22 protein-coding genes are annotated in these 23,909 nt (G+C 59.4%); 7 read left to right on the top strand and 15 right to left on the bottom strand.

Annotated elements, in window-relative coordinates:
- Nucleotides 1-67 precede the first annotated feature (67 nt).
- Nucleotides 68-817, top strand: coding sequence for a sulfite exporter TauE/SafE family protein (locus ACYZUA_RS21830; RefSeq protein WP_461960564.1), 750 nt, complete (start codon nt 68-70; stop codon nt 815-817).
- Here the strand turns inward: ACYZUA_RS21830 and ACYZUA_RS21825 are convergent.
- Entirely contained in the window at nt 807-1,661 is an 855-nt protein-coding gene (locus ACYZUA_RS21825; protein ID WP_461960563.1) for a LysR substrate-binding domain-containing protein, read from the bottom strand. The two genes, ACYZUA_RS21830 and ACYZUA_RS21825, sit on opposite strands and share 11 nt — an antisense overlap.
- Before the next feature lie 95 nt (nt 1,662-1,756).
- Between ACYZUA_RS21825 and ACYZUA_RS21820 the strand changes: the two genes are divergently transcribed.
- A complete protein-coding gene (locus ACYZUA_RS21820) occupies nt 1,757-1,972 on the top strand; it encodes a DUF1127 domain-containing protein (protein ID WP_461960562.1) in 216 nt (71 codons plus the stop codon).
- 64 nt (nt 1,973-2,036) lie between these two features.
- Nucleotides 2,037-3,266: a winged helix-turn-helix domain-containing protein gene (locus ACYZUA_RS21815; RefSeq protein WP_461960561.1), complete on the top strand. Its 1,230-nt coding sequence runs from the start codon at nt 2,037-2,039 to the stop codon at nt 3,264-3,266.
- 114 nt (nt 3,267-3,380) lie between these two features.
- Here ACYZUA_RS21815 and ACYZUA_RS21810 read toward each other — a convergent pair whose 3' ends face one another.
- Complete coding sequence (locus ACYZUA_RS21810) at nt 3,381-4,727, bottom strand: class II 3-deoxy-7-phosphoheptulonate synthase (RefSeq protein ID WP_008031425.1); 1,347 nt, start codon at nt 4,725-4,727, stop codon at nt 3,381-3,383.
- Between the two features lie 149 nt (nt 4,728-4,876).
- Between ACYZUA_RS21810 and ACYZUA_RS21805 the strand changes: the two genes are divergently transcribed.
- Nucleotides 4,877-5,632: a spermidine synthase gene (locus ACYZUA_RS21805; RefSeq protein ID WP_008146187.1), complete on the top strand. Its 756-nt coding sequence runs from the start codon at nt 4,877-4,879 to the stop codon at nt 5,630-5,632.
- 137 nt (nt 5,633-5,769) lie between these two features.
- Here the strand turns inward: ACYZUA_RS21805 and ACYZUA_RS21800 are convergent, their stop codons facing one another.
- Entirely contained in the window at nt 5,770-6,561 is a 792-nt protein-coding gene (locus ACYZUA_RS21800; RefSeq protein WP_461960560.1) for a crotonase/enoyl-CoA hydratase family protein, read from the bottom strand.
- 434 nt (nt 6,562-6,995) lie between these two features.
- Between ACYZUA_RS21800 and ACYZUA_RS21795 the strand changes: the two genes are divergently transcribed.
- Nucleotides 6,996-8,669, top strand: a complete 1,674-nt coding sequence (locus ACYZUA_RS21795; RefSeq protein ID WP_461960559.1) for a DEAD/DEAH box helicase — start codon at nt 6,996-6,998, stop codon at nt 8,667-8,669.
- Nucleotides 8,670-8,894: 225 nt separating this feature from the next.
- Here ACYZUA_RS21795 and ACYZUA_RS21790 read toward each other — a convergent pair whose 3' ends face one another.
- The 8 genes from ACYZUA_RS21790 to minC form a co-directional block, all read right to left on the bottom strand.
- Nucleotides 8,895-11,048 (bottom strand): mechanosensitive ion channel family protein, encoded by a 2,154-nt coding sequence (locus ACYZUA_RS21790; protein ID WP_461960558.1) that lies wholly within the window; start codon nt 11,046-11,048, stop codon nt 8,895-8,897.
- Between the two features lie 78 nt (nt 11,049-11,126).
- On the bottom strand, nt 11,127-11,303 hold the full coding sequence (locus ACYZUA_RS21785) for a hypothetical protein (RefSeq protein WP_176471556.1): 177 nt from the start codon (nt 11,301-11,303) through the stop codon (nt 11,127-11,129).
- Between the two features lie 140 nt (nt 11,304-11,443).
- A complete protein-coding gene (locus ACYZUA_RS21780; protein ID WP_461960557.1) occupies nt 11,444-12,733 on the bottom strand; it encodes a M18 family aminopeptidase in 1,290 nt (429 codons plus the stop codon).
- Nucleotides 12,734-12,839: 106 nt separating this feature from the next.
- Nucleotides 12,840-13,682, bottom strand: coding sequence for a protein kinase family protein (locus ACYZUA_RS21775; RefSeq protein ID WP_461960556.1), 843 nt, complete (start codon nt 13,680-13,682; stop codon nt 12,840-12,842).
- A 150-nt stretch (nt 13,683-13,832) separates the two neighbouring features.
- Complete coding sequence (locus ACYZUA_RS21770) at nt 13,833-14,468, bottom strand: RluA family pseudouridine synthase (RefSeq protein ID WP_046047515.1); 636 nt, start codon at nt 14,466-14,468, stop codon at nt 13,833-13,835.
- 182 nt (nt 14,469-14,650) lie between these two features.
- Entirely contained in the window at nt 14,651-14,905 is a 255-nt protein-coding gene (gene minE / locus ACYZUA_RS21765) for a cell division topological specificity factor MinE (RefSeq protein WP_007898843.1), read from the bottom strand.
- Nucleotides 14,905-15,717 (bottom strand): septum site-determining protein MinD, encoded by an 813-nt coding sequence (minD, locus tag ACYZUA_RS21760; RefSeq protein WP_008146172.1) that lies wholly within the window; start codon nt 15,715-15,717, stop codon nt 14,905-14,907. The genes minE and minD overlap by 1 nt, the downstream gene beginning before the upstream one ends.
- Nucleotides 15,718-15,918: 201 nt before the next feature.
- Nucleotides 15,919-16,656 carry a septum site-determining protein MinC gene (gene minC, locus ACYZUA_RS21755; protein ID WP_461960555.1) on the bottom strand — a complete coding sequence of 246 codons (738 nt, stop codon included), beginning with the start codon at nt 16,654-16,656 and terminating at the stop codon, nt 15,919-15,921.
- A gap of 118 nt (nt 16,657-16,774) precedes the next feature.
- On the opposite strand from minC, the gene ACYZUA_RS21750 reads away from it, so the two are divergent.
- Both ACYZUA_RS21750 and ACYZUA_RS21745 read left to right on the top strand, forming a co-directional pair.
- Nucleotides 16,775-17,707 carry a lipid A biosynthesis lauroyl acyltransferase gene (locus ACYZUA_RS21750; protein ID WP_461960554.1) on the top strand — a complete coding sequence of 311 codons (933 nt, stop codon included), beginning with the start codon at nt 16,775-16,777 and terminating at the stop codon, nt 17,705-17,707.
- A 34-nt stretch (nt 17,708-17,741) separates the two neighbouring features.
- Nucleotides 17,742-18,914, top strand: coding sequence for a patatin-like phospholipase family protein (locus tag ACYZUA_RS21745; protein WP_461960553.1), 1,173 nt, complete (start codon nt 17,742-17,744; stop codon nt 18,912-18,914).
- A gap of 145 nt (nt 18,915-19,059) precedes the next feature.
- Here the strand turns inward: ACYZUA_RS21745 and ACYZUA_RS21740 are convergent, their stop codons facing one another.
- The 4 genes from ACYZUA_RS21740 to ACYZUA_RS21725 all read right to left on the bottom strand — a co-directional run bounded on the left by ACYZUA_RS21740 (nt 19,060) and on the right by ACYZUA_RS21725 (nt 23,875).
- Nucleotides 19,060-19,845, bottom strand: a complete 786-nt coding sequence (locus ACYZUA_RS21740) for an outer membrane protein OmpK (protein ID WP_461960552.1) — start codon at nt 19,843-19,845, stop codon at nt 19,060-19,062.
- Nucleotides 19,846-20,220: 375 nt separating this feature from the next.
- Nucleotides 20,221-21,006 carry an outer membrane protein OmpK gene (locus ACYZUA_RS21735; protein ID WP_461960551.1) on the bottom strand — a complete coding sequence of 262 codons (786 nt, stop codon included), beginning with the start codon at nt 21,004-21,006 and terminating at the stop codon, nt 20,221-20,223.
- Nucleotides 21,007-21,095: 89 nt separating this feature from the next.
- Nucleotides 21,096-22,454 (bottom strand): nucleobase:cation symporter-2 family protein, encoded by a 1,359-nt coding sequence (locus ACYZUA_RS21730; RefSeq protein ID WP_461960550.1) that lies wholly within the window; start codon nt 22,452-22,454, stop codon nt 21,096-21,098.
- A 119-nt stretch (nt 22,455-22,573) separates the two neighbouring features.
- Nucleotides 22,574-23,875, bottom strand: a complete 1,302-nt coding sequence (locus ACYZUA_RS21725; protein ID WP_461960549.1) for a urate hydroxylase PuuD — start codon at nt 23,873-23,875, stop codon at nt 22,574-22,576.
- Between the last annotated feature and the right edge of the window lie 34 nt (nt 23,876-23,909).

Below are 23,909 nucleotides of genomic sequence, written 5' to 3'. Positions count from 1 at the left end.
GCTGTGCGTTTCCCCGCCAGCGTCGACTGCGTAGGATGAACAGCCTGACGTGAAGGGAAAATCGCCTGTGATTGAGTTTTTGATGTACCTGGTATTTGGCGCTGCCTTGGGAACCCTCGGTGGATTGTTCGGCATTGGCGGTGGTTTGATTGCGATCCCGCTGCTGGGCGTGTTGTTCGGCCTCGATCAGCAGATTGCCCAAGGCACGGCGCTGGTGATGGTAGTGCCCAACGTAATGCTGGCGCTGTGGCGTTATCACCAGCGCAACCGGATTGAATTGTGCCACGCGCTGCCATTGGCTTCGATGGGGTTCTGTTTTGCCTGGATCGGTTCGATCTGGGCGGTGGGCATTGATGCGCAAACCATGCGCGTCGGATTTGTCGCGTTCCTGATTGCCCTGTCGGCCTACAACCTGGTGCGAATGTTCGCTGCCAACGCGCCGGCATCTGCGCAGATGAATTACTCATGGCCATGGCTGGGCGTGCTCGGTGCCGCCTCCGGCACCATGGGCGGGTTGTTTGGCGTGGGCGGGGCGGTGGTGGCGACACCAGTGCTGACCAGTCTGTTCGGCACCAGTCAGGTGGTTGCGCAAGGTTTGTCGCTGGCGCTGGCGTTGCCGAGTACGGGCGTCACACTGGTGACTTACGCGGCGCACCATCAGGTGGACTGGGTGATCGGTCTGCCCTTGGCGGTCGGCGGTCTGATGAGCATCAGCTGGGGCGTGAAAATCGCCCACGCACTGCCGGAGCGGCTGCTGCGCGGGTTGTTCTGTGGTTTCCTGGTGTTCTGCGCGGTGATGCTCGCCCTTAAAGTTTGAAGCCTTCGACGATGTGTTCGGCCAGGCACTCAGTGATCGGCGACGGGTTGTGCAGGTTGCGCACCAGCATGATGCTGGCCTCGGGCAGAATCGGCAGGTCTTCGGCTTCACCGAGTATGCGCATGTCGGGCGTGATCAGGCTTTCGAGTTGTGCGGTGACGGCGAGTCCGGCGCTGACCACCGCCATGATCGCCGACAGGCTGTCGCTGTTGTACGCCACGCGGTAATCGCGACCCATGGCGTCCAGCGCATTGCAGGCCCACAGCCTGCAGAAGCAATCACTGTTGAACATCGCCAGTGGCAGCGGTGTTTGCTCATGGGCGCTGAAACATTGCGCCTCGGCCCAGACAAAATGCTCCTTGCGCAATAATTGGCCGATCTCGTTGCCCGGCTCGCGGGTGACGATGGTCAAGTCCAGGTCCTGGCGCAGCAGCAATTGTTTTGATGATTCGCAGTGCACCTCGATCTGGATCAGCGGATACGTCTGGGCAAAACGCCGCAGAATCCCCGGCAAAAAACGCATCACGTAATCGTCGGGTGTGCCAATGCGCACCATGCCGACCATGTGCGGCTCGCGCAACGTGTTGAACACCTCACTGTGCAGCTGGAGGATGCGCCGGGCATAGCCGAGCAATACCTGACCCTCAGCGGTCAGGCGCACCTGCCGACCGTCGCGCTGAAACAATTGACGCTGTAACACATCCTCTTCCAACCGCTTCATCTGCATGCTCACGGCGGACTGAGTGCGGTTGACCAACTCACCGGCGCGGGTAAAACCGCCTTGGTCGGCGATGGCGACAAAGGTGCGCAGCACTTCGGTGTCGATACTTGGGAAGGCGGACATTCATCAATCTCCGAGATGTATTACATAAGAAACATTCGTTGGATTGATCTTAGTCCCGGCGCGACACTTGAGCCATCCAAACGGAGGGCAACAAGATGAAAGGTCAAAAAGGTTATGTCGACGTAGAAAAACACTCGGTGCATTTGATCTCTGATTTGCTGCACAAACTCAATCGCTGGTACGAACTGCACCGTGAACGTGAAATGTTGGCGGGCATGAGTGATGAAGCGTTGAAGGACATCGGGCTCAGTCGTGCGGATGTCGAGCACGAAGCCATCCGCCCATTCTGGGATGACCCGATGCACAAATGAGTCATACACAACTACACAAACCGTCTCCCGGTGAGGTAGGTTGCGAGCAGACAAGGAGATGCTCATGCCCGCAACACTGTCCTTTTCCATCAAACAGGCTCGGCGTCTGGCGCTGGCCTCCCAAGGATTCAACGGGCGCCAGCCGCCAGCGGCGATCAAACCGGTTCAGCTCAATCGTCTGATCGAACGGCTGGGCATTCTGCAGATCGATTCGGTCAATGCGTTGGTGCGTTCGCACTACCTTCCCTTGTTTTCCCGCCTCGGCAATTACTCATCCGACTTGCTCGACCAGGCTGCCTGGAGTTCGGGCCGGCGGCGCACGCTTTTCGAATATTGGGGGCATGAAGCCTCGTTGCTGCCCTTGTCGATGTACCCATTGATGCGCTGGCGCATGCTGCGCGCGACCCGTGGCGAAGATATCTATCAGCAACTGGCACGTTTCGGTCAGGAGCGGCAGGACACGATTCGCCGGGTACTGGCCTCGGTTCAGGAGCTGGGCGCGCTGGGGGCCGGCAGCCTGTCGACCCGTCAGGAACGGGCAGGGCCCTGGTGGGACTGGAGCGCGGAAAAGCATGCGCTGGAATGGTTATTCGCCGCCGGTGAAGTCACCGTGGCCGGGCGGCGCGGGTTCGAGCGGCTTTATGATCTGCCGGAGCGGGTGATTCCTTCGGCGATTCTTGCGCAGCCGCTGCTGAGTGAGGCCGAGGCCCAGCGCGGCCTGTTGCTGCATGCCGCGACAGCCTTGGGTGTGGCCACTGAAAAGGATTTGCGGGATTACTTTCGCCTGAGTCCCGGCGATGCGCGTCCGCGTTTGGCGGAACTGGTGGAGGCGGGTGAGTTACTGAGCTGTGAAGTCCTGGGCTGGCGGCAACCGGCCTATTGTCTGCCTGAGCCGAAGGTGCCGCGCAAGGTCGAGGCTAGCGCCTTGCTTTCACCCTTCGACTCACTGATCTGGGAGCGCAGTCGCACCGAGCGCCTGTTCGATTTTCGCTATCGGCTGGAGATTTATACGCCGCAGGACAAGCGGGTCTACGGCTATTACGTGTTGCCGTTTTTGCACAACGAACGGATTGCCGCGCGGGTGGATCTGCGCGCCGAGCGAGCGTTGGGCAGGCTGGCGGTGCACGCTGTGCATGAGGAAGAGCCAGGGCTGGATGACGAGGGGATGCTGGCGTTGGCGGTCAATCTGCGGCGAATGGCGGATTGGCTGGGGCTTGAGCGGGTTCAGTTGAATTGCCCTAGGGCGAGTGCGGTGCGGTTGGGGGTGGCATTGGCTCAGATTGATAGTGGCTGAGCTGGCGCCTTCGCGAGCAAGCTTTGCTCCTACAGGATTTTTGTCGTTCACAGTGTCGGCGAACGACACAAAACCTGTAGGAGCAAGGCTTGCCCGCGAAGGACTTAACGCGATTTAGCGGCGGACTTGCTTCAGGGTTTCAGCAATCAAAAACGCCAACTCCAGCGACTGATCGGCATTCATCCGCGGGTCGCAATGGGTGTGATACCGATCCGACAACCCGTCCTCGGTAATCGGCCGCGCCCCACCAATGCATTCAGTGACATTCTGCCCGGTCATCTCGATGTGGATGCCGCCGGCATACGTGCCTTCCGCTTCGTGAACCTGGAAGAACTGCTTCACTTCGCCAAGGATCTGCGCAAAGTCGCGGGTCTTGTAGCCGCTGCTCGCCTTGATGGTGTTGCCGTGCATCGGGTCGGAACTCCACAGCACTTGCTTGCCTTCGCGCTGCACGGCACGGATCAGTTGCGGCAGGTGATCGCCGACCTTGTTCGCACCCATCCGCGCAATCAGGTTCAGACGACCCGGATCGTTGTCCGGGTTGAGCACGTCGATCAGGCGAATCAGGTCTTCGGGGTTCATGCTCGGGCCGACTTTGACCCCGATCGGATTGTTCACGCCACGCAGGAACTCGACGTGAGCACCGTCGAGCTGACGGGTGCGGTCGCCGATCCACAGCATGTGCGCCGAGCAATCGTAGTAATCGTTGGTCAGGCTGTCACGACGCACGAAGGCTTCTTCATAGTTCAGCAGCAGCGCTTCGTGGGCGGTGAAGAAACTGGTTTCGCGCAGTTGCGGCGAGCTGTCCATGCCGCAGGCGCGCATGAAGGCCAGGGTTTCATCGATGCGATCGGCCAGGTGGCTGTACTTCTCGGCCAGCGCCGAGTTGGCGATGAAGTCCAGGTTCCATTTGTGCACCTGATGCAGGTCGGCAAAACCGCCCTGGGCGAAGGCGCGCAGCAGGTTCAGGGTCGCGGTGGACTGGTGGTAGGACTGGAGCAAGCGCTCCGGGTCCGGCACGCGGCTTTTTTCGTCGAAACCGATGCCATTGACGATGTCGCCACGGTAGGCCGGCAGGGTCACGCCGTCGATGGTTTCGTCATTGGCTGAGCGCGGCTTGGCGAACTGCCCGGCCATGCGCCCGACCTTGACCACCGGGCAACCGGCAGCGAAGGTCATGACGATCGCCATTTGCAGCAGCACCTTAAAGGTGTCGCGGATTTTCGCGGCGGAGAACTCGGCGAAGCTTTCAGCGCAGTCGCCGCCCTGTAGCAGAAACGCGCGGCCCTGGGTCACTTCGGCAAACTGACGGCGCAACTCCCGGGCTTCACCGGCAAACACCAGCGGCGGATAACTGGCCAGCGTTTGCTCGACGTGCAGCAAGTGCGCTGCGTCGGGGTAATGGGGTTGTTGCTGGATCGGCAGGGCGCGCCAGCTGTCAGGGCTCCAGGGTTGGCTCATCACGGTCTCTAGTGTTTTACGCTCGGACGGTCATGTTATCAGCAATTAGTGCGTGACCTGTTCCCGTCGCTTCGCGGACAATCGCGCTTTTGCCGCGCCACTCCGCGGTTTTATCGCGTTGCCGGGCCCGGTGACGATCAGGAGACGAAATGACTGAGGAGCGCGTCGAGCATCTGCTCGCCGAGGTACAGGACGAGTTCGGCGTGATTCGCGTGCTGGAAGTGGCCGATTACCGTTTTCTCGAGTTCGGTGATGCCATCGAACAGAGCTGCGTGTTCACGGCCGATCCAAGCTGGCTCGAATACGATTACACCCGGGCGATGCTGATTGGCGCGTTGTGCCACGAGCAGCCGGAAAGCGCACTGTTCCTCGGCCTCGGTGCCGGCACCCTGACCCAGGCCTGCCTCAAGTTCCTGCCGCTGGAAGACGTCGAAGCCATCGAACTGCGTCCCGACGTACCGCGCCTGGCCATTGAATACCTTGGGCTGGATGACGATCCGCGGCTGTATATCCGGGTAGGCGATGCGCTGGAACTGCTCGATACCGCTGAGCCGGCGGACCTGATTTTCGTCGACCTCTATACCGATGTCGGGCCGGGTGTCGGGCATCTGGCATGGAGTTTTCTGGAAAACTGTCAGAAACGCTTGAACCCGGGTGGCTGGCTGGTGATCAATCAGTGGGCCACCGACGATGGCAAACCGTTGGGCGCGGCATTGTTTCGCGGGCTCTATCACCGGCATTACTGGGAACTGCCGGTGAAGGAGGGCAACGTGATTCTGCTGGTGCCTTCGGAGCTGGATCAGGAGCTGGACATGGACGGCTTGATCGCCCGCGCCGAAGGCCTGGCGCCGCGGTTGGGGTATTCGTTGCAGTCGTTGATCAAGGCAATCCGCCCGGCGACCTGATTTGTTGCCTGTAAGGGCCTCTTCGCGGGCAAGCCATGCTCCTACAGGTTATGTGTTGTTCACACTGCCGGCGAACGACACATAACCTGTAGGAGCATGGCTTGCCCGCGATGGCGATATCGCTCACGACACACCTCTCAAACCCCTTTGAACACGCCCGGCCGCTTCTCGATCATCGATCGCACGCCTTCCTTGGCATCCTCACTGGCCAGCAACTTCTTCACTAGCGGCGGTAAACTCCGCGCCGCCGCTGTTTCCCCTTCATAACGTGCCTGTCTTGCAGACATCAGCGTCGCCTGAACCCCAAGCGGCGCCTGCCGGGCAATCCGCTCCGCCAGCTCAATCGCCCGCGGCATCAGATCTTCGCTGGCCATGACTTCCTGCACCAACCCCAGGTTCAACGCCTCATGGGCATCGAATTCATCGCCGGTCAGCAGCCAGCGCATGGCATTGCCCCAGCCAGCGACCTGGTGCAGGCGAAGCGTGGCGCCGCCGAACGGGAAGAGCCCGCGTTGCACTTCTTTCTGGGCGAAACGGGTGTTGCTGGCGCACAGGTTGATGTCGGCGGCCAGCATCAATTCGATACCGATGGTCAGGCAGTAGCCTTGTGCGGCGACAATCACCGGTTTGCTGACTCTGGGGCCGGCGAATACACCCCACGGATCGCAGCCGCCGGGCGGTGTCTGCCAGCCTTGCGCCAGGGACGCGCTGGCACTGACCAAGTCCAGCCCTGCGGTGAAATGCTCGCCATGGCCGAACACGACCGCCACCCGCGCTTCGCTGTCGGCCTCGAACTCGCCATAGGCCAGGCTCAGTTCATTGAGCAGATCGAGATCGAAGGCGTTGCGTTTGGCCACCCGATCCAGGCCGATCATCAGGATATGACCGTGCCGTTCACGGCTCACACGACTGGAGCAGGGCTGATTCATGGAGTATTTCCTCGGGCGGGAAGGGGTGGGTAGGGGGGGATGTAAGACAGCAGGTCTGCCTGATAACGATGAACCGTTTTAGCGCGATCTCCAGCAGGGCCGGGCCTTTGAAAAATAGACTGTTGCACGATTATCCGCAAAGCCTGTGACACGACGGTGTATCCGTCAGTTTTCCGACAAATAATGCTCCCTTTTTGAGCTAATTCCGGTATAGTGCGCGCCGGCCTTTAACCGGGCCGCGTTTAGGTAGCGCAATTCCCCGAAGTCAGCTTCGGCTGCACGTCCGCACAGCGGACTCTCCCTTGACGAATCTTTTTCATTCATTCGTTTTCGCAAATCCCCGCCGACAAAGCAGCCAGGGCGACTCTTGAGTCTTACACGGCATGCGCAGCTTTGGAGCATGGGTCTTTGCGGATGCACTTAGAGGCAGACCCATGACCCAGGAAACCGGCGGCTTCGCCGCTTTTAATCTTAATCCGAATATTCTTGCAGCCGTCATTGCGACTGGCTACGAAGAGCCTTCGGCTATTCAGCAGCAATCGATCCCGATCATCATGGCCGGCCACGACATGATTGGCCAGGCGCAAACCGGTACGGGTAAAACCGCTGCGTTCGCCCTGCCGATCCTGCATCGCATCGATCCTGCCAAGCGCGAGCCGCAAGCCCTGATCCTGGCGCCAACCCGTGAGTTGGCGCTGCAAGTAGCAACCGCTTTCGAAACCTACGCCAAGCAAATGCCGGGCGTTACCGTTGTGGCCGTTTACGGCGGCGCCCCTATGGGTCCACAACTGAAAGCAATCCGTAATGGCGCACAGATCGTTGTCGCCACTCCGGGCCGTCTGTGCGACCACCTGCGTCGCGACGAAAAAGTTCTGTCGACCGTGAACCACCTGGTTCTCGACGAAGCGGACGAAATGTTGAAACTGGGTTTCATGGACGACCTCGAAGTTATCTTCAAGGCTCTGCCTCCAACCCGTCAGACCGTATTGTTCTCGGCCACCTTGCCGCAGTCGATCCGTGCCATTGCCGAACGCCATCTGCGCGATCCGCAACACGTGAAGATCCAGACCAAGACTCAGACCGTTACCGCGATCGAACAGGCTCACCTGTTGGTTCACGCTGACCAGAAGACCTCGGCTGTATTGAGCCTGCTGGAAGTTGAAGACTTCGATGCCCTGATCATGTTCGTGCGCACCAAGCAAGCGACCCTGGACCTGGCCAGTGCCCTGGAAGCCAAAGGCTACAAAGCCGCTGCGCTGAACGGTGACATTGCTCAGAACCAACGTGAGCGCGTGATCGAATCCCTCAAGGATGGCCGTCTGGACATCGTTGTGGCGACCGACGTTGCTGCTCGTGGTCTGGACGTTCCGCGCATCACTCACGTGTTCAACGTTGACATGCCGTACGATCCAGAGTCCTACGTTCACCGTATCGGCCGTACCGGCCGCGCCGGTCGCGAAGGTCGTGCACTGCTGCTGGTGACTCCACGTGAGCGCCGCATGCTGCAAGTGATCGAGCGTGTAACCGGTCAGAAAGTTGCCGAAGTTCGCCTGCCGGACGCTCAGGCCGTTCTCGATGCCCGCATCAAGAAACTGACCAACAGCCTGTCGCCGCTGGTGGCTGATGCCGAATCGACTCACGGTGATCTGCTGGATCGCCTGACTGCCGACATCGGTTGCACCCCGCGTGCACTGGCCGCTGCTCTGCTGCGCAAGGCAACCAACGCGCAAGCGCTGACCCTGGCTGCCATCGAGAAAGAACGTCCACTGGTGCCGAACAACGCACCGCGTGGCGATCGTCCAGAGCGTACCGGTGATCGTCCGGACCGTGGTGATCGTGAGCGTCGTGCTCCGGTTGCATTGGCTGAAGGTCGTGCTCGTTGCCGTACCGCGCTGGGTGCGCGTGATGGTATCGCTGCCAAGAACCTGCTGGGCGCTATCCTCAATGAGGGTGGTCTGGCTCGCGAAGCAATCGGTCGCATCCAGGTGCGTGACAGCTTCAGCCTCGTTGAGCTGCCGGAAGATGGTCTGGAGCGTCTGCTGACCAAGCTGAAGGACACTCGCGTTGCTGGTAAGCAGTTGAAGCTGCGTCGCTATCGCGAAGATTGATCCGCTCTCGGGCTGATTGATCGAACATAAAAAATCCCCGACTGGTTCGGGGATTTTTTTGCCTGCCGTTTGTAGCATTGTGGCGAGGGGATTTATCCCCGTTCGGCTGCGAAGCAGTCGTGAATTCAGACAACGCGGCGCATCAGATAGATCGTGCGTTCAGGTTTTACGACTGCTTCGCAGCCGAACGGGGATAAATCCCCTCGCCACAAGGCAGCTGCAGGGTTATTCCACTTCCGTCCCGCCACCTGCCGTGATCACTTGCACGCTCATACGCGGTGTCGCCAGATCGAACCCGGCTTCGTCCAGATGCCGTTTAAGTGACAGGTTGAACGCTCGGGACACTTCCCACTGTTTGATCGGTGCGGTCTTGAACCGGGCACGAAGAATCGCGTTGCCTGACTCGAAACTCTCGACACCCTGAATCTCCAGTGGTGACCAGATGTTGCGCCGTTGCAGTGGGTCGGTGCGCATCTTCTGGCCCACGTCGCGCATCAGTTTGATCGCGTTATCGATGTCCATGTTGGAAGGTATCGCCACCCGGAAGATTGCGTAGCCGAATTCCCGGGAGTAGTTCTTGATGCTTTTGATTTCGCTGAACGGAATGGTGTGGACGATGCCGTCAATGTCCCGCAGGCGCACGGTACGAATCGTCAGCCCCTCGACGGTGCCCAGGTGGCCGCCGACGTCCACGTAGTCGTCGATGGCCAGCGAGTCTTCGATGATGATGAACAGCCCGGTGATCAGGTCTGCTACCAGCGACTGTGCACCGAAACCGATGGCCAGACCGATCACGCCGGCACCGGCCAGCAGTGGCGTGACGTTCATGCCCATGTTCGCCAGGGCGACGATCAGCGCAACGATGAAAATCGCCACGAACAACACGTTGCGGATCAGCGGCATCATCGTCTGCGCGCGGGCATTCGCCAGGCCTTTGCGCGAGCGGGTGAGGGCGTGGTGTACGGCGGTGTCGCTGAGAATCCAGATCAGCCAGGCAAAAATCAACGTGCCGCCGAGGCTGAACAGTTTGACGCTGACTTCATGGCCTTCGCCCTCGGTGAAGCGGATCAGCGACAGGCCCCAGACCCGCAGGCCGAGTTCGATGAACGCCAGCCACACCACCAAATGAGCAAGTGTGTAGAAGAAGCTTTTCAGGCGTTCCGAATACAGCGCATGACGCTTCACGCCGCGCTGTGGTTTGAGTGAATGGCGGCGCACGAGGCCGTTGATGACCATGCACAACACCAGCAGCACGGTGCAGATCAGCGACTGACGCAGTGCGGTGCTGGTATCGCCGGCCGAGACGAACGTGGCGAACAGCGAAATCCCTACGAGCACCAGCGCCGGCATGTACCAGAAGGTCCCGAGAATTTCGATCGTGTCGCTGAGGGCGCGGCGGGTCAGGCGTCGGGACAGCGGTTGGTTGCGGATCAAGTGGGCGATGGGGCGACGGAACCGCAAGATGAACAGCCCCGTGGACAGCGCCGCCAGTACGTTGGCGACCGTCGCGGCGGTGTGCGCCAGATGACTGCCAAGGCTTTCGACCAGGCGCGGATCGCTCAGGGCTTCACCGAAGGCGGCGAAACTGCCGATCAGCCACAGCGGCCGAAAGGCTTGGTGCCGCAGGATGTACAAGGCGCGGTGGCGGTGTGGGCCGTCGAGCAGCGAAAAGGCGATCACGCAGATCGCCGAAAAACAGGTGCCGACCACCAGTGCATAAGCCAGCACCATGGCCAGGCTTTTGCCCAGTGACGAGGGCAGGGCATAGGTCATGTAGACCGTCATGACCAAAGCAATCAGCCACGGCCCTAGTTTGCGCAGGGCGAAGCGCAACATGTCCAGAGCCTTGGGGTGCTGCGGCAGTTCTTCGGTCAGGCCGAAGCGCATCCGCACCCGGTGGCTGACCCAGATCAGCGCCGCGGCCAGCAAGCTCCAGACCATCAGGATCATGGCAAAGGCAAAGATGATCGGTAGCCATTCATTGGCTGGCAGCGCCAGTGCTGTCAGTTCATCCTCCGCCAGTTTGAACTCTTCGGACCAGCGAGTGAGTGGGCTGTCCGCGCCTGAAAACTGTTTTTCGAAACTGGCCAGGGTGCCACCGATCAGTCCCAGGACGCCTACTTCGGTGGCCGGCTGGGCCTTTTTGGTGACATCGCGCAGCTTCTTCAAATCCGCCAGCAATTTGGAGCGTTGCTGATCGTTCTCCAGCGACTTGATGACTTCGTCCAGGGATTGCCCCAAGGGCTCTTGCGCCTCTGGCTGTTTGGCCGAGCTGTTGAGCAGGCCAGGCAAGCCGACCGCCTGGGCGGGCGCCATCGGCAGCAGCGTCATGAGGCAGACAAGGAATAAACACGGCAGGGCAAAAAGACGAGCGAACACTAGGCGGTCAACCTCGGGATGGGCGGGTCGACCGAGTGTACGAGCCCGTCAAAATCAATGCGAGCCAGGGGTGAGGATTTATTCGTTGAGTTTGGCGAGGATCTTGAAAATTACGGTGGCGAGGATCGTCAACATGCCGATCCACATTGCGAACACGCCGATGTTCTTGTCGCGAAAATTGAAGCCGATTGCCAGCATGATCATCCCGGAAAGAATCGGGATCAGCATGGCGTGAAACGAAGACAACGAGATCATGAGCGACTGCCTTGTCGAAAGGGGTTGTTGAAGTCTAGGTGGCTTTTGGCCGACCGGTGGTGAACACCTGTAGGAGCATGGCTTGCCAGCGATGGCGTCCTTAAGATCGCCATCGCTGGCAAGCCATGCTCCTACACGGATTACGGCAGCTCGCGGCAGGCGTAAAACGCGCCAAGCACTTTGACCAGATGCGCCAGGTCATGGCTGCCACACAGTTCACGGATCGAGTGCATGGCGAAGGTTGGCAGGCCGATGTCCACGGTGCGCACGCCCAGATGGCTGGCGGTGATCGGGCCGATGGTCGAGCCGCAACCCATGTCGCTGCGCACCACGAAGCTCTGCACCGGCACTTCTTCGGCCATGCACAGGTGGCGGAAGAACCCGGCAGTTTCGCTGTTGGTGGCGTAGCGCTGGTTGCTGTTGACCTTGATCACCGGGCCGGCGTTGAGTTTCGGGCCGTGGTTGGCATCGTGCTTGTCGGCGTAGTTGGGATGCACGCCGTGGGCGTTGTCGGCCGAGACCAGCAGGGATTTCTGAATGGTCCGTACGAATTCATCACCTTCAGGCAGCAGGCGACGCAGCGTTTGCTCCAGCATCGGGCCATCGGCGCCGCAGGCCGAGCAGGAACCGACTTCTTCATGATCGTTGCAGATCAGCACGCAGGTTTCGTCGGTTTCGGTGGTCAGCAAGGCTTGCAGGCCGGCATAGCACGACAGCAGGTTGTCCAGGCGCGCCCCGGCAATGAAGTCGCCATGCAGGCCGATGACCGCAGCGCTTTGGGTGTCGTAGAAGCTCAGCTCATAGTCGAGCACCACGTCGGCGTTCAAGCCGTGTTCGCGGGCGAGTTGATCGGTGAGCACGGCGCGGAAGTCCACGCGCTCGTCACCGGCAAATTGCGCAAGGATTGGCGGCAGTTCGGTCTGGGCGTTGATCGCCCAGCCCATGTTGGCTTCACGGTTAAGGTGAATGGCCAGGTTCGGGATGATGGCGATCGGCGCCTTGAAGTCGACCAGCTGGCTCTCGACCTTGCCGTCACGGCGGAAGGTCACGCGGCCGGCCAGGGACAGGTCGCGGTCGAACCATGGCGCCAGCAGTGCACCGCCATAGACTTCGACGCCCAGTTGCCAGAAGCCCTGACGTTGCAGTTCCGGCTGGGGTTTGACCCGCAGGCACGGGCTGTCGGTGTGCGCGCCAACCAGGCGAATGCCGCCGTGCAGGGGCGAGTGACGGCCCATCTTGAACGCGACAATCGAGGAGTCGTTACGGGTGACGTAGTAACGACCGTTGGCTTCGGTGGTCCATGGCTCGCGCTCGTCAAGGCGTTGATAGCCCGCCGCTTCCAGGCGCTGAACAAGGCTGGCGGTGGCATGGAATGGGGTAGGGGAGGCCTTGAGGAAATCGATCAGGCCTTGGTTCAACTCTTCGCGCATAAGTAGCTCCAGACAGCAATGGCGCAAGTTTAACGTATTGGCTCGCGGCATTGCAGAGACAATGCCGTTCGACGTCCGCCGGCTGCCGATTGGCGAAGAGGCTGAGTCAGCCGGTGATCAGCTTGCCATTGAGGAACACTTCGCGACGTTGCTTGCGGCCCACATCTTCATGTTTGCTCGCGAGGTACACCTCGTTGAATTTTTCCTTCGAAATGCCCGGGATCTGTCGAATGTAGTCGTCCACCAGCCGGTCATAGGCGGCTTCGGTGATGAGCTTGTAGATATCCCGGCGATAGAAGAAGCCCAGTTGAAAGCCCAGGGTTTCACTTTGATGGTTTGTCTGGCCGGCAAAGCAGTTCTCAAAATCGATGGCTTTGAGCGGAGTCTTTGGTGTTTCCGGGATCATGATGTTGCCGGCCCAGAAATCCATGTGCGTGATGTTTTTCCGCGACAGGGAACTCAGCAATTCGAAGGCGTCGAGAATGAATGTTTCGACGTTGTCCGGGTTGCGTTTAAGCCATTGCACGCCGTCGATATGATCGTCGAGCAGGCGCGTGATGATGAAATATTCCTGGGTCAGCCCCAGTCGGTCCTTGGTGTAACCGAACCCTTGCAGCGGCGGCATTTGTACGCCACGGCGTTGCGCTTCAAGCGTGTTGATCAGCTCTTCCAGCGGCCAGTCGAATCGACCATTGCGCTGTGGTTTGCCGAAGGTCACGCGCACTTTTGCCTTCAAGGTATCCAGTGGCTGGACCTTGGCAAACAGCGGCGTATCGCCGGAGGCCAGCGGCGCACTCGCACGGGTGAGCTTGTGGGCGCGGCGTTTGTGTATGAGCTGTTCGAGCGCCTGTTGTGCTTCGGCTGAAGGCTGCTCGCTAAGGTGCAGCGTGGTGTTGAACAGGCAGAAGGTGAACGGGTAGTCGTCTTGGAATGTCTTGTTGCTGAGCACGAGGGCTTCCTGCCTGCTATCAAATTGATGGCATTTTACGTTTCATTACAAATTCATGACAATATTTTCACGCCATTTTCACGTCTATTTGTAACAAGAAATAAAAAAACGCCCTTCAATGGAAGGACGTTTTTTTGGTTAGGCAGTTGCTTAAAAAGGAGCAGGGCACTCGAAGCGCAAGCGTTCGCCACTTTGCGGGTGAGTGAAGCTCAGCATGCTCGCGTGCAAACATAGTCGTGGCCAGGCGGCCAGTGCTTGCTCGTGGGCATACAGCCCGTCACCCAGCAGTGGGTGGCCGATGGAAAGCATGTGCACGCGCAACTGATGGGAGCGGCCGGTGATCGGCGTCAATTCGACACGACACCAGTCGCCGCAACGCTCCAGTACGCGCCAGAAGGTCAGGGCATGTTTGCCGAATTCATGGTCCACCACATGGCGTGGCTTGGTCGGCGGGTCGTAGCGCAAGGGTAGATCGATGCTGCCACTGTCCAGTTCCGGTTGTCCCCAGCACAGGGCGGTGTAGGCCTTTTCGGTTTCACGGTCGTGAAATTGCCGAGACAGCTCGCGGTGCGTGTCCGGGTCACGGGCCAGCAGAATAATCCCGGAAGTTTCCCAGTCCAGACGATGGACGATTCGCGCTTCCGGGTAGCCGTTTTCCTGCAGGCGGGTAATCAGGCAATCCTTGTTGTCATCGGCCCGGCCAGGGACAGAGAGCAGCAGGGTCGGTTTGTTCACCACCAGTACGGCGGCGTCCTGATGGATGATGCTGATGTTGGACAGCGGCATTAAAACAGCCTCGTAACAAACGCCAACGGCGGCTCAGAACCCCCGCACTCTGTAGGAGCCGAGCTTGCTCGCGATAGCGGTTGGTCATTCAACATCGTCGTTGAATGTAAAACCGTCATCGCGAGCAAGCTCGGCTCCTACAAAATGCAGGTTCTGGGCCGCCGAGGCTCCTGTCTGATCGACTAGCGGTCAGGCAGGGTGATATTGAGTTCCAGAATCGAGCAGCTGCCCTGGTTTTCCAGAGCGACGTGCACGTCATCGGACCCGATATTGACGTACTTGCGGATGACCTCGACCAATTCCTTCTGCAAGGCTGGCAGGTAGTCCGGTGTACTGCGCTGGCCGCGTTCGTGCGCCACGATGATCTGCAGACGCTCTTTCGCTACCGACGCGGTGCTGACTTTTTTGCTGGCACGAAAGAAGTCAAAAAGATTCATTATCTACCTCCAAACAGGCGCTCGAAGAATCCCTTCTTCGTTACATCGAGAAAACGATGCTCCACGTTTTTACCCAGCAGACGATCGACCGCATCGCTGTATGCCTGACCGGCATCGCTCTGGTCGTCGAGAATGACCGGCACGCCCGAGTTGGAAGCCTTGAGTACCGCTTGTGATTCCGGAATGACACCCAGCAGGGCGACCGCCAGAATCTCTTTGACGTCTTCGACGCCGAGCATCTCGCCGTCACTGACCCGTTGCGGGTTGTAGCGGGTCAGCAGCAGGTGTTCCTTGATCGCCTCTTCGCCCTTTTCAGCACGGCGCGATTTGCTGGCCAGCAGGCCGAGCATGCGGTCCGAGTCACGAACGGAGGACACTTCCGGGTTGGTCACGATAATCGCTTCGTCTGCGAAGTACATGGCCAGGTGGGCGCCTTTTTCGATGCCGGCCGGAGAGTCGCAGACCACGTATTCGAAGTCTTCCTTCAGCGCCATCAACACTTTTTCCACGCCTTCCACGGTCAGCGCGTCTTTGTCGCGGGTCTGGCTGGCGGCCAGTACGTAGAGGTTTTCCAGGCGTTTGTCTTTGATCAGGGCTTGTTGCAGGTTGGCTTCGCCGTTTACCACGTTGACGAAGTCATACACCACGCGGCGCTCGCAACCCATGATCAGGTCGAGGTTACGCAAACCGACGTCGAAGTCGACGATAACTGTTTTGTGACCGCGCAGTGCGAGGCCGGTACCGATAGCAGCACTGGTGGTGGTCTTACCCACACCACCCTTGCCGGATGTAACCACGAGAATCTTGGCCAAGGTGTTTCACCCCTAAGGAAAAAGGACATTTAGCCCCTGAAAAACATCTCTAGAAAAACTACTGCAGTCGGACAGCCTTGGCTGGAATTCGGTCCAGAACGGCGCTTACCTCGGGTAAACACTGCTTATGACCTTTTTCCTACTTCGTTTGAGCCGTTTTCGATACGTTTTAGAGATGTTTGGAAAATGCGGCAGTATCCGTTAAAGCCGAATGATGTTCAACACATCGCCCGACAGGCTGACCTGTACGCCCGCGCCCCACAAAGGGTCGCGACGCAGATCCTCCGATACTTTGTAGTGGCCTGCGATGGAGACCAGTTCAGCGCTCATTTGCTGACAGAAAATCCTGGCTTTCGTGTCGCCTTTGACGCCGGCCAACACTCGACCACGCATCGGGCCGTATACATGGATGTTCCCGTCGGCGAGAAGTTCCGCTCCCGGGCTGACCGACGAGATCACCACCAGATCGCAACCCTGAGCATAAATCTGCTGCCCACCGCGTACGGGCGAGGTGATGATCTTCGTTGGCTTGATCGTCGGCTCTGGCGGTTTTTCCGGTTTTTTCTTGATTTGGCCTTCTAGCGGGTCAAGCGGACGCTCCCGGGCGCCGGACGGTGGCAGCACTGGCAGGTCGACCGCGATGGCCGCTGCGATGTCTTCGATGCGACTGGCACGGATCGCCAGCGTGCGCAGGCCATGCTGGCGGCAGACGCGCATCAGGCCCGGCAGATCGACCGCGCCTTCGCTGGCCGGGAGTTTGTCCAGGGCCAGCACCAGGGGCGCGTTACTGAAGAAGTTTGGCGCCTGGGCGACCTTGGCGGCCAGTTGACGATCGAGGCTTACGAGGTCGTTACGGGCCAGTTCCAGCACTGTAATGGCGAGCATGCTGCCCTTCAGCTGGAACACGGGATCTTGGTCTAGTGGTTCGGTTTGGCTCATGGTCGGCATACAACGACTTGTCACTAAAAGTGCCGAGACTTATAACGAGAACGCCCGCGAGCCGCAAGCCGGGTCGAACGATGTAGAATGCGCGGCCATTGTCTTTCCGGAACCTTTAATGGATCGCCCGCGTTTTCGAACAGCATTTCTATCTCCACGTTTCTGGCCGCTGTGGTGTGGCTTGGGGCTGTTGTGGCTGATTGTCCAGTTGCCGTATCCGGCGTTGCTGTCGATCGGTCGCGCCCTGGGTGCATTGATGTATCGAGTGGCGGGCGACAGACGGCGCATTGCCAAGCGCAATCTGGAACTGTGTTTCCCTGAAAAAACCGCTGCCGAGCGCAAACGCCTGCTCAAGGAAAACTTCGCCTCAACGGGCATCGCGTTTTTCGAAATGGCCATGAGCTGGTGGTGGTCGCGCGAGCGTCTGGCGAAGCTGGCCCACGTCGAAGGGCTGGAGCATTTGAAAAAAGCCCAGCGCGACGGCAAAGGCGTGATCCTGATGGCCGTCCATTTCACCACGCTGGAAATCGGCGCGGCGTTGCTCGGCCAGCAGCACACCATTGATGGCATGTACCGCGAACACAAAAATCCATTGTTCGATTACATCCAGCGAAATGGTCGCGAGCGGCATAACCTCGACTCGTTGGCCGTGGAGCGTGAAGACGTGCGCGGCATGCTGAAACTGCTGCGCGCAGGCCGGGCAATCTGGTACGCACCGGATCAGGACTATGGCGCCAAGCAAAGTATCTTCGTGCCGCTGTTCGGGATTCAGGCCGCGACCGTCACTGCCACCAGCAAGTTTGCGCGGTTGGGCAAGGCGCTGGTGGTGCCGTTCACTCAGGAACGTCTGGCAGACGGCAGCGGGTATCGACTGGTGATTCATGCACCGCTCGAAGGTTTCCCCGGCGAAACCGAAGAAGCCGATTGCCTGCGGATCAACCAATGGGTCGAAGGCGTCTTGCGCGAATGTCCGGAGCAATACCTTTGGGCCCATCGCCGCTTCAAGAGCCGTCCGCCGGGCGAGCCGAAGCTGTACGCAAAACGCGGTTGAACCACCGACCTTATAAGCACCATGGAGTGTTGCGATGAGTCCTGCTGAACCGGTTACAGGGTTGATTCTTTCCGGCGGCGGGGCTCGGGCGGCTTATCAGGTGGGTGTGCTGGCGGCAATTGCCGAGCTGTTGCCGGTCGGCGCGAGCAATCCGTTTCCGGTGATCGTCGGCACCTCGGCTGGCGCAATCAATGCGGTCAGCCTCGCCAGTGGGGCGATGGACTTTCGTGGTGCGATTCAACGTCTGACAGCCTTCTGGCAAGGCTTTCGCAGCCATCTGGTGCTGCGCAGCGACTGGCCGGGCGTGATCCATCAGGCCAGCCGTTTTGTCAGTCACAGTTTGCTCGGGATTGGCGCTCAGGTGCCGGTGGCGTTGCTCAACAGTTCGCCGCTGCGTGGATTGCTCAACGACAAACTGCAGATGAGCGGGATTGCCGAGGCCATTGCACAGAAGCAATTGCAGGCGGTTGCGGTGACCGCGTTCGGCTACGAGTCCGGTCAGGCGGTGACCTTTTATCAGGGCGGCGGCACCATCGATGCCTGGTTGCGCCACCGGCGAATCGGCGTTCCCACGCAATTGACCGTCGATCACTTGCTGGCCAGCTCCGCCATTCCGCTGCTGTTTGCGCCAGTGAAAATCGGTGAAGAGTATTTCGGTGACGGCGCGGTACGTCAGTCGGCACCGATCAGCCCGGCACTGCACCTGGGCGCCAGCCGAGTGCTGGTGGTGGGCGTCAGCGGCAACCCCCGCGGCGTCGACCCGGAACAACCGCTGCTGCGCGCCTACACCGGTCAGCAGCCAAGCCTGGCGCAGATCGGCGGACACATGCTCAACAGCACGTTCATTGACAGCCTGGAAAGTGACATCGAGTTGCTGCAGCGGCTCAATCAGTTCAGTCATCTGCTGCCCGATGGCACGCCGACGCGCGCGTTGGGTGTGGCGCCGGTAGACGTGCTGGTGATTTCGCCGAGTCAACCGATCGACGAGATTGCGGCGCGGCATCGTCACGAGTTGCCGGCGGCGCTGCGCCTGTTTCTGCGCGGGCCGGGGGCGACCAGGACGAGCGGGGCGGGGGTGCTGAGTTATCTGCTGTTCGAGGCGGGATATTGCAGCGAATTGATTGATTTGGGGCGGCGGGATGCGTTGGCCAAGCGCGGGGAGTTGTGCCGGTTTCTCGGGTTGGCGGAGCCTGTGGTTTCGGCTTGAGATCGACGGTGTGGCCATCGCGAGCAAGCTTTGCTCCTACAGGTTTTATGTCGTTTACATAATTGGCGAACGACACAAAACCTGTAGGAGCAAGCGGGCGGCGATCCGACTTGCCCGCGATGGCGTCCTTACAGGCGCCGCGGGATCAGAAGTGAACCTTGACCAGGAAGCTGGTCACGCTCTGATCGGTCTTGAAGCCCTGGCTGTCTTCAATACCGTACTTGTTTTTCCAGTAGTCATACTCGACACCAACGTACAACTGCTTTTCGCCAAGATTCAACGCCTTGCCCAAGTCGTATTTGACTTGTGGATTGAAGTGCAGGTTGGCGTGGTATTCGCCTTTTTTGTTGACGTCGTTGTCGACCACCCAATCCATGAAGCCATCGATCAGGATGTTCGAATCGCCCACCGGGAGGGTGTAAGACCAGACCGGAGTGATCTGCCAGATATTGTCACCCGGACGGTCGCCTTCGGTATGACGGTTGTAGAAGTTCAGCTGGAAGTAGTCGAAGCCCGGGATCGCCAGGTCGAAAGCAGGACCGATCAGGTAGGACTCGGTATCGTCTTCACCGAACTCGTACGTCATAGCCAGGAGCACATCTTTGATCGGGCCGAATTCGAGTTTCTGATCGAAGATTTTGCCAAACGAAAGGCGCGGGCTGATTTCACCGTAGTAGCTGTTCTCGCCGGCGTAGTAATCTTCCTTGCCGTTGTAGAAAATCTTGTCGATGAACATGAAGTTGTCGCCGTACTTCCAGCCATCGACGTGTTCGAAGGTCACCGTCTGCTGAATGCGCGGGTTGACCTGGAAGTCCTTGCCATACAGGTAGGTCAGGCTGTTGTTCTGCCATTGCAGCAAGTCGCCGGCCATGGCCTGGCCCCCGGCCAGCAAAGATCCCGCCAGCATCAGGCTAGTGCACGTACGTTTCATTCGGTTGCTCCCAAAAAGTAGGTGGTTCCACGTTATTTTTCTAAGGTCGGCGCTCTGGTGTGGCGCCTTTTTCTGTCGCTGTAAAAAATCATCCGATCGGTCAGCTTCAGTGCTGTTAGCAAGAGCTGAGCCAAGGCTTTTGAAAAGCCAAAAAACTCCCGTTCGGCGGCTCAAGAGCCGTCGATTGAGAGTGGTTTTGGAATGCCTTGGTACCGTCCATCGCCGGGATAAGTTGGCTTTCTGGTCAGGAATTATATCCGGGCTTTTTTTTAGACCAGATTCGGGCGGCCGCGGAGAATACTGACTCCTTGGCCAGGTCTCAAGTGCCCCGCAACAGCGCACCGACGACAGGTTTGGAGCACGGTTGCGGATCATCTAGAAATGCACCTTCACCAGCAGGCTGGTGGTGTTTTCATTGGTGTCGAAGTTGGCGTTGTTTTCGATGCCGTACTTGTCTTTCCAGTAGCTGTATTCGACGCCGACGTACACCTGTTTCTCTCGCCAGCCCATGGCCTTGCCCAGGTCATATTTGATCTGCGGGTTGAAGTGCAGGTTGGCGTGGTAGGTGCCCTGTGAGTTCTGGTCGTTATCCACGACCCAGTCGATGTAGCCGTCGATCAACAGGTTCGAGTTGCCCAATGGCAGGGTGTAGGACCAGGCCGGCGTGATTTGCCAGACATCGTCGCCGGGACGCGAGCCTTCGGTCTGGCGATAGTAGAAGTTCAAGGTGAAAAAATTGAAGCCCGGTACCGCGAGGTCGAAACCGGGGCCGATCAGATAGGCCTCGGTGTCGTCTTCGCCATTCTCGTAGGTCATGGCCAGCAACACGTCCTTGATCGGGCCGAATTCGAAACGGCGGTCGAGGATTTTGCCGAAAGACAGGCGCGGACTGAACTCGCCGTAATAGGCGTGAACGCCTTTGTTCCGGTCTTTCTCGCCGTTGTAGTAAGTGCTGTCGACGAACAGGAAGTTATCACCGTACTTCCAGCGGTCGGCGTGCTCAAAGGTTATTGTCTGCTGGATTGACGGATTGACCGCGAAATCCTTGCCATACAGATAGCTCAGGCTGTTGGTCTGCCACAGCAGTAAATCGCCGGCCATGGCTTGACTGGCGGCCAATAGACCACCGCCTAACAGCATGTTTGTGTGTGTCCGAATCATCTGTTGCTCCCTCTTGTTTTTATTGTTTGAGGCACAGGTGTGGCCACTGTGGGAGCAACTGCTCCCACAGGTTTTGTGGTTTTAGTCAGTTAATGCGGGTGGGCGTGGCAGTCGTTGATGGCCGCGCGTTCGGCGCCGCCGAGGATGTTGAACAGCAGGTTCAGCGACAGCGCACTCAACGTCGCCATGGCAATACCGCTGTGAGTGATGGGACTCATCCACATCGGAAGGTGGGCGAAGAATTCCGGACGGACCACCGGAATCAGTCCCATGCCAATGCTCACCGCCACCAGCAACTGGTTGCGACGGTCACCGATGTCGGCTTCCTGAAGAATCTTGATGCCGGTGGCGGCGACCATGCCGAACATCGCAATCGCCGCGCCGCCCAGTACGGCTGGTGGAATCGAGGCCACCAGAAACGCCGCCTTCGGCAGCAAACTCAGCACCACCAGCAAACCGCCGGCGACGATGGTCACCGAGCGGCAGCGCACGCCCGTCATCTGCACCAGGCCGATGTTCTGCGCGAAAGAGGAGTGGGTGAAGGTGTTGAAGAAACCGGCGAAGAACGAGGCACCGGCATCACACAACAATCCGCGACGCAGCATCCGTGGGCAGACTTCCTGGCCGGTGATTTTGCCCAGTGCCAGGAACATCCCGGTGGACTCGACGAAGATGATTACTACCACCAGGCACATGGACAGGATCGGTGCGAGTTCGAACTTCGGCATGCCGAAATGCAGCGGTGTCACGAATTGCAGCCACGGCGCCTGGGCCATGCCGCTCAGGTCGACCATGCCGATCAGGCCGCAGAGCACGTAACCCAGGCACATGCCGATCAGCACGGAAATGTTGACCCAGAAACCGCGCATGAAGCGATGGACCAGCAGAATGGTTGCCAGCACCAGTGCAGCGATGGCCAGGTAAATCGGTGAGCCGAATTGCGCGGCGTCCGCACCGCCGCCGGCCCAGTTGACGGCCACGGGGAACAGCGACAAACCGATCGAGGTGATGACCGTGCCGGTCACCAGAGGCGGGAAGAAGCGTACGACTTTGGACATGAATGGCGCGATGATCATGCCGAAGAATCCGGCGGCGATGGTCGCGCCGAAGATCCCTTGCAGACCGATGCCCGGCATGCCGGCCATGGCAACCATGCTGCCGACGGCGGCGAAACTGGCGCCCATCATCACCGGCATGCGGATACCCATGGGGCCGATGCCCAGCGACTGCACGATGGTAGCGATCCCGGCTACCAGCAGGTCGGCGTTGATCAGGAAGGCGATTTCTTCACGAGACAGGCCTGCGGCCTGTCCGATGATCAGCGGCACCGCGATGGCTCCGCCGTACATCAGCAGAACGTGTTGCAGGCCAACCAGGATCAGTTGCAAAAGAGGTAAACGCTGAATGGCGGGTGCGTCGGGGATGCGCGCTTTGGATAGCTCGGACATGCAACACCTCGGATCTTTTTTATTCTTGTGATTTTCTGCAGCAGGGACCGCGGCACGGCCAATCGCGGGCAAGCCTTGCTCCTACAGGAGCGAAGCTTGCTCGCGATGCTTTTCAACGGTTAGTTGGTTGGGGCTCCCTGAACAATCCACGCGCCGATCAGGTCACGTTCCTGCTGGGTCATCTGGGTGATGTTGCCCAGTGGCATGATCTGGCTGGTGACGGCTTGAGCCTGGATGCGTGCCGCGTTCTGGCGGATCTGCTCGGGGGTATCGAGCATCACGCCGGCCGGTGCAGCACTGAACAGCGGGCTGGTCGGTTTGGCCGAATGGCAGACCGTGCAGCGTTCCTGGATCACACTGTGAACCTTGTCGAAACCGGGGCCGGCGTTGGACGCCTGAGCCGGTGCAGCGGCAGGTGCAGCAGGTTTCGCCGTTTCAGGTTTCACACCACCACCAACAGCGGTCTCCGGCAACGGCTGGTACTCGATGGTGCCAGGCGCCTTGGCCACTTCAGGCGCGCTCGGCATCTGCGCCGGGCCAGACACGTAAGCCAGGCAGATCATGCCGACTGCCGCAACGGGCAAGGTCCAGGCAAATTTGTGGCTGTCGTGACGGGTGTTGAAGTAATGACGCACCAACACCGCCAGCACCGCGATCCCGGCCAGGATCAGCCAGTTGTATTGGCTGCCGTAAGTGCTCGGGAAGTGGTTGCTGATCATGATGAACAGCACCGGCAAGGTGAAGTAGTTGTTGTGACGCGAACGCAGCAAGCCTTTGGCCGGCAGTGCCGGGTCCGGCGTGCGGTTTTCGGCAATCGCGGCAACCAGTGCGCGCTGCGCCGGCATGATGATGCGGAACACGTTGCCGACCATGATGGTGCCGATGATCGCGCCGACGTGCAGGTACGCACCGCGACCGCTGAACACCTTGCTGAAGCCGTAAGCGGCGCCAATGATCAGCACGAACAGGATGAAGCCGAGCAGGGCAGGGCGTTTGCCCAAGGCCGAGTCGCAGAGGAAGGAGTAGACGAACCAGCCGACGAACAACGAGGCAATGCCCAGTGCGACCCCTTCAGGGCCGGTCAGGCTGCTGCCCGGTGCCAGCAGGTACAGCGTCGGATTGGAGTAGAACACCACGCACAGCAGCGCGATCCCCGACAACCAGGTGAAATAGGCTTCCCATTTGAACCAGTGCAGGTTGTCCGGCATGGTCGGTGGAGCCAGTTTGTATTTTTCCAGGTGATAGATACCGCCGCCGTGGATCGCCCACAAATCGCCCGCCAGACCACTTTTCGGGTTGACCCGATTGAGGTTGTTTTCCAGCCAGACGAAATAGAACGACGCACCGATCCAGGCCACGCCAGTAATCATGTGAACCCAGCGCACGCTCAGGTTCAGCCATTCCAACAGATGTGCTTCCACAGTCTTTACCTCTCGCCTGTCACTCTGTTGTCGA

It is taken from the genome of Pseudomonas sp. LS2P72 (assembly GCF_054897865.1).
The sequence above is the reverse complement of the archived record's forward strand: the minus strand, read 5'-3'. Positions and strand labels throughout refer to the sequence as shown.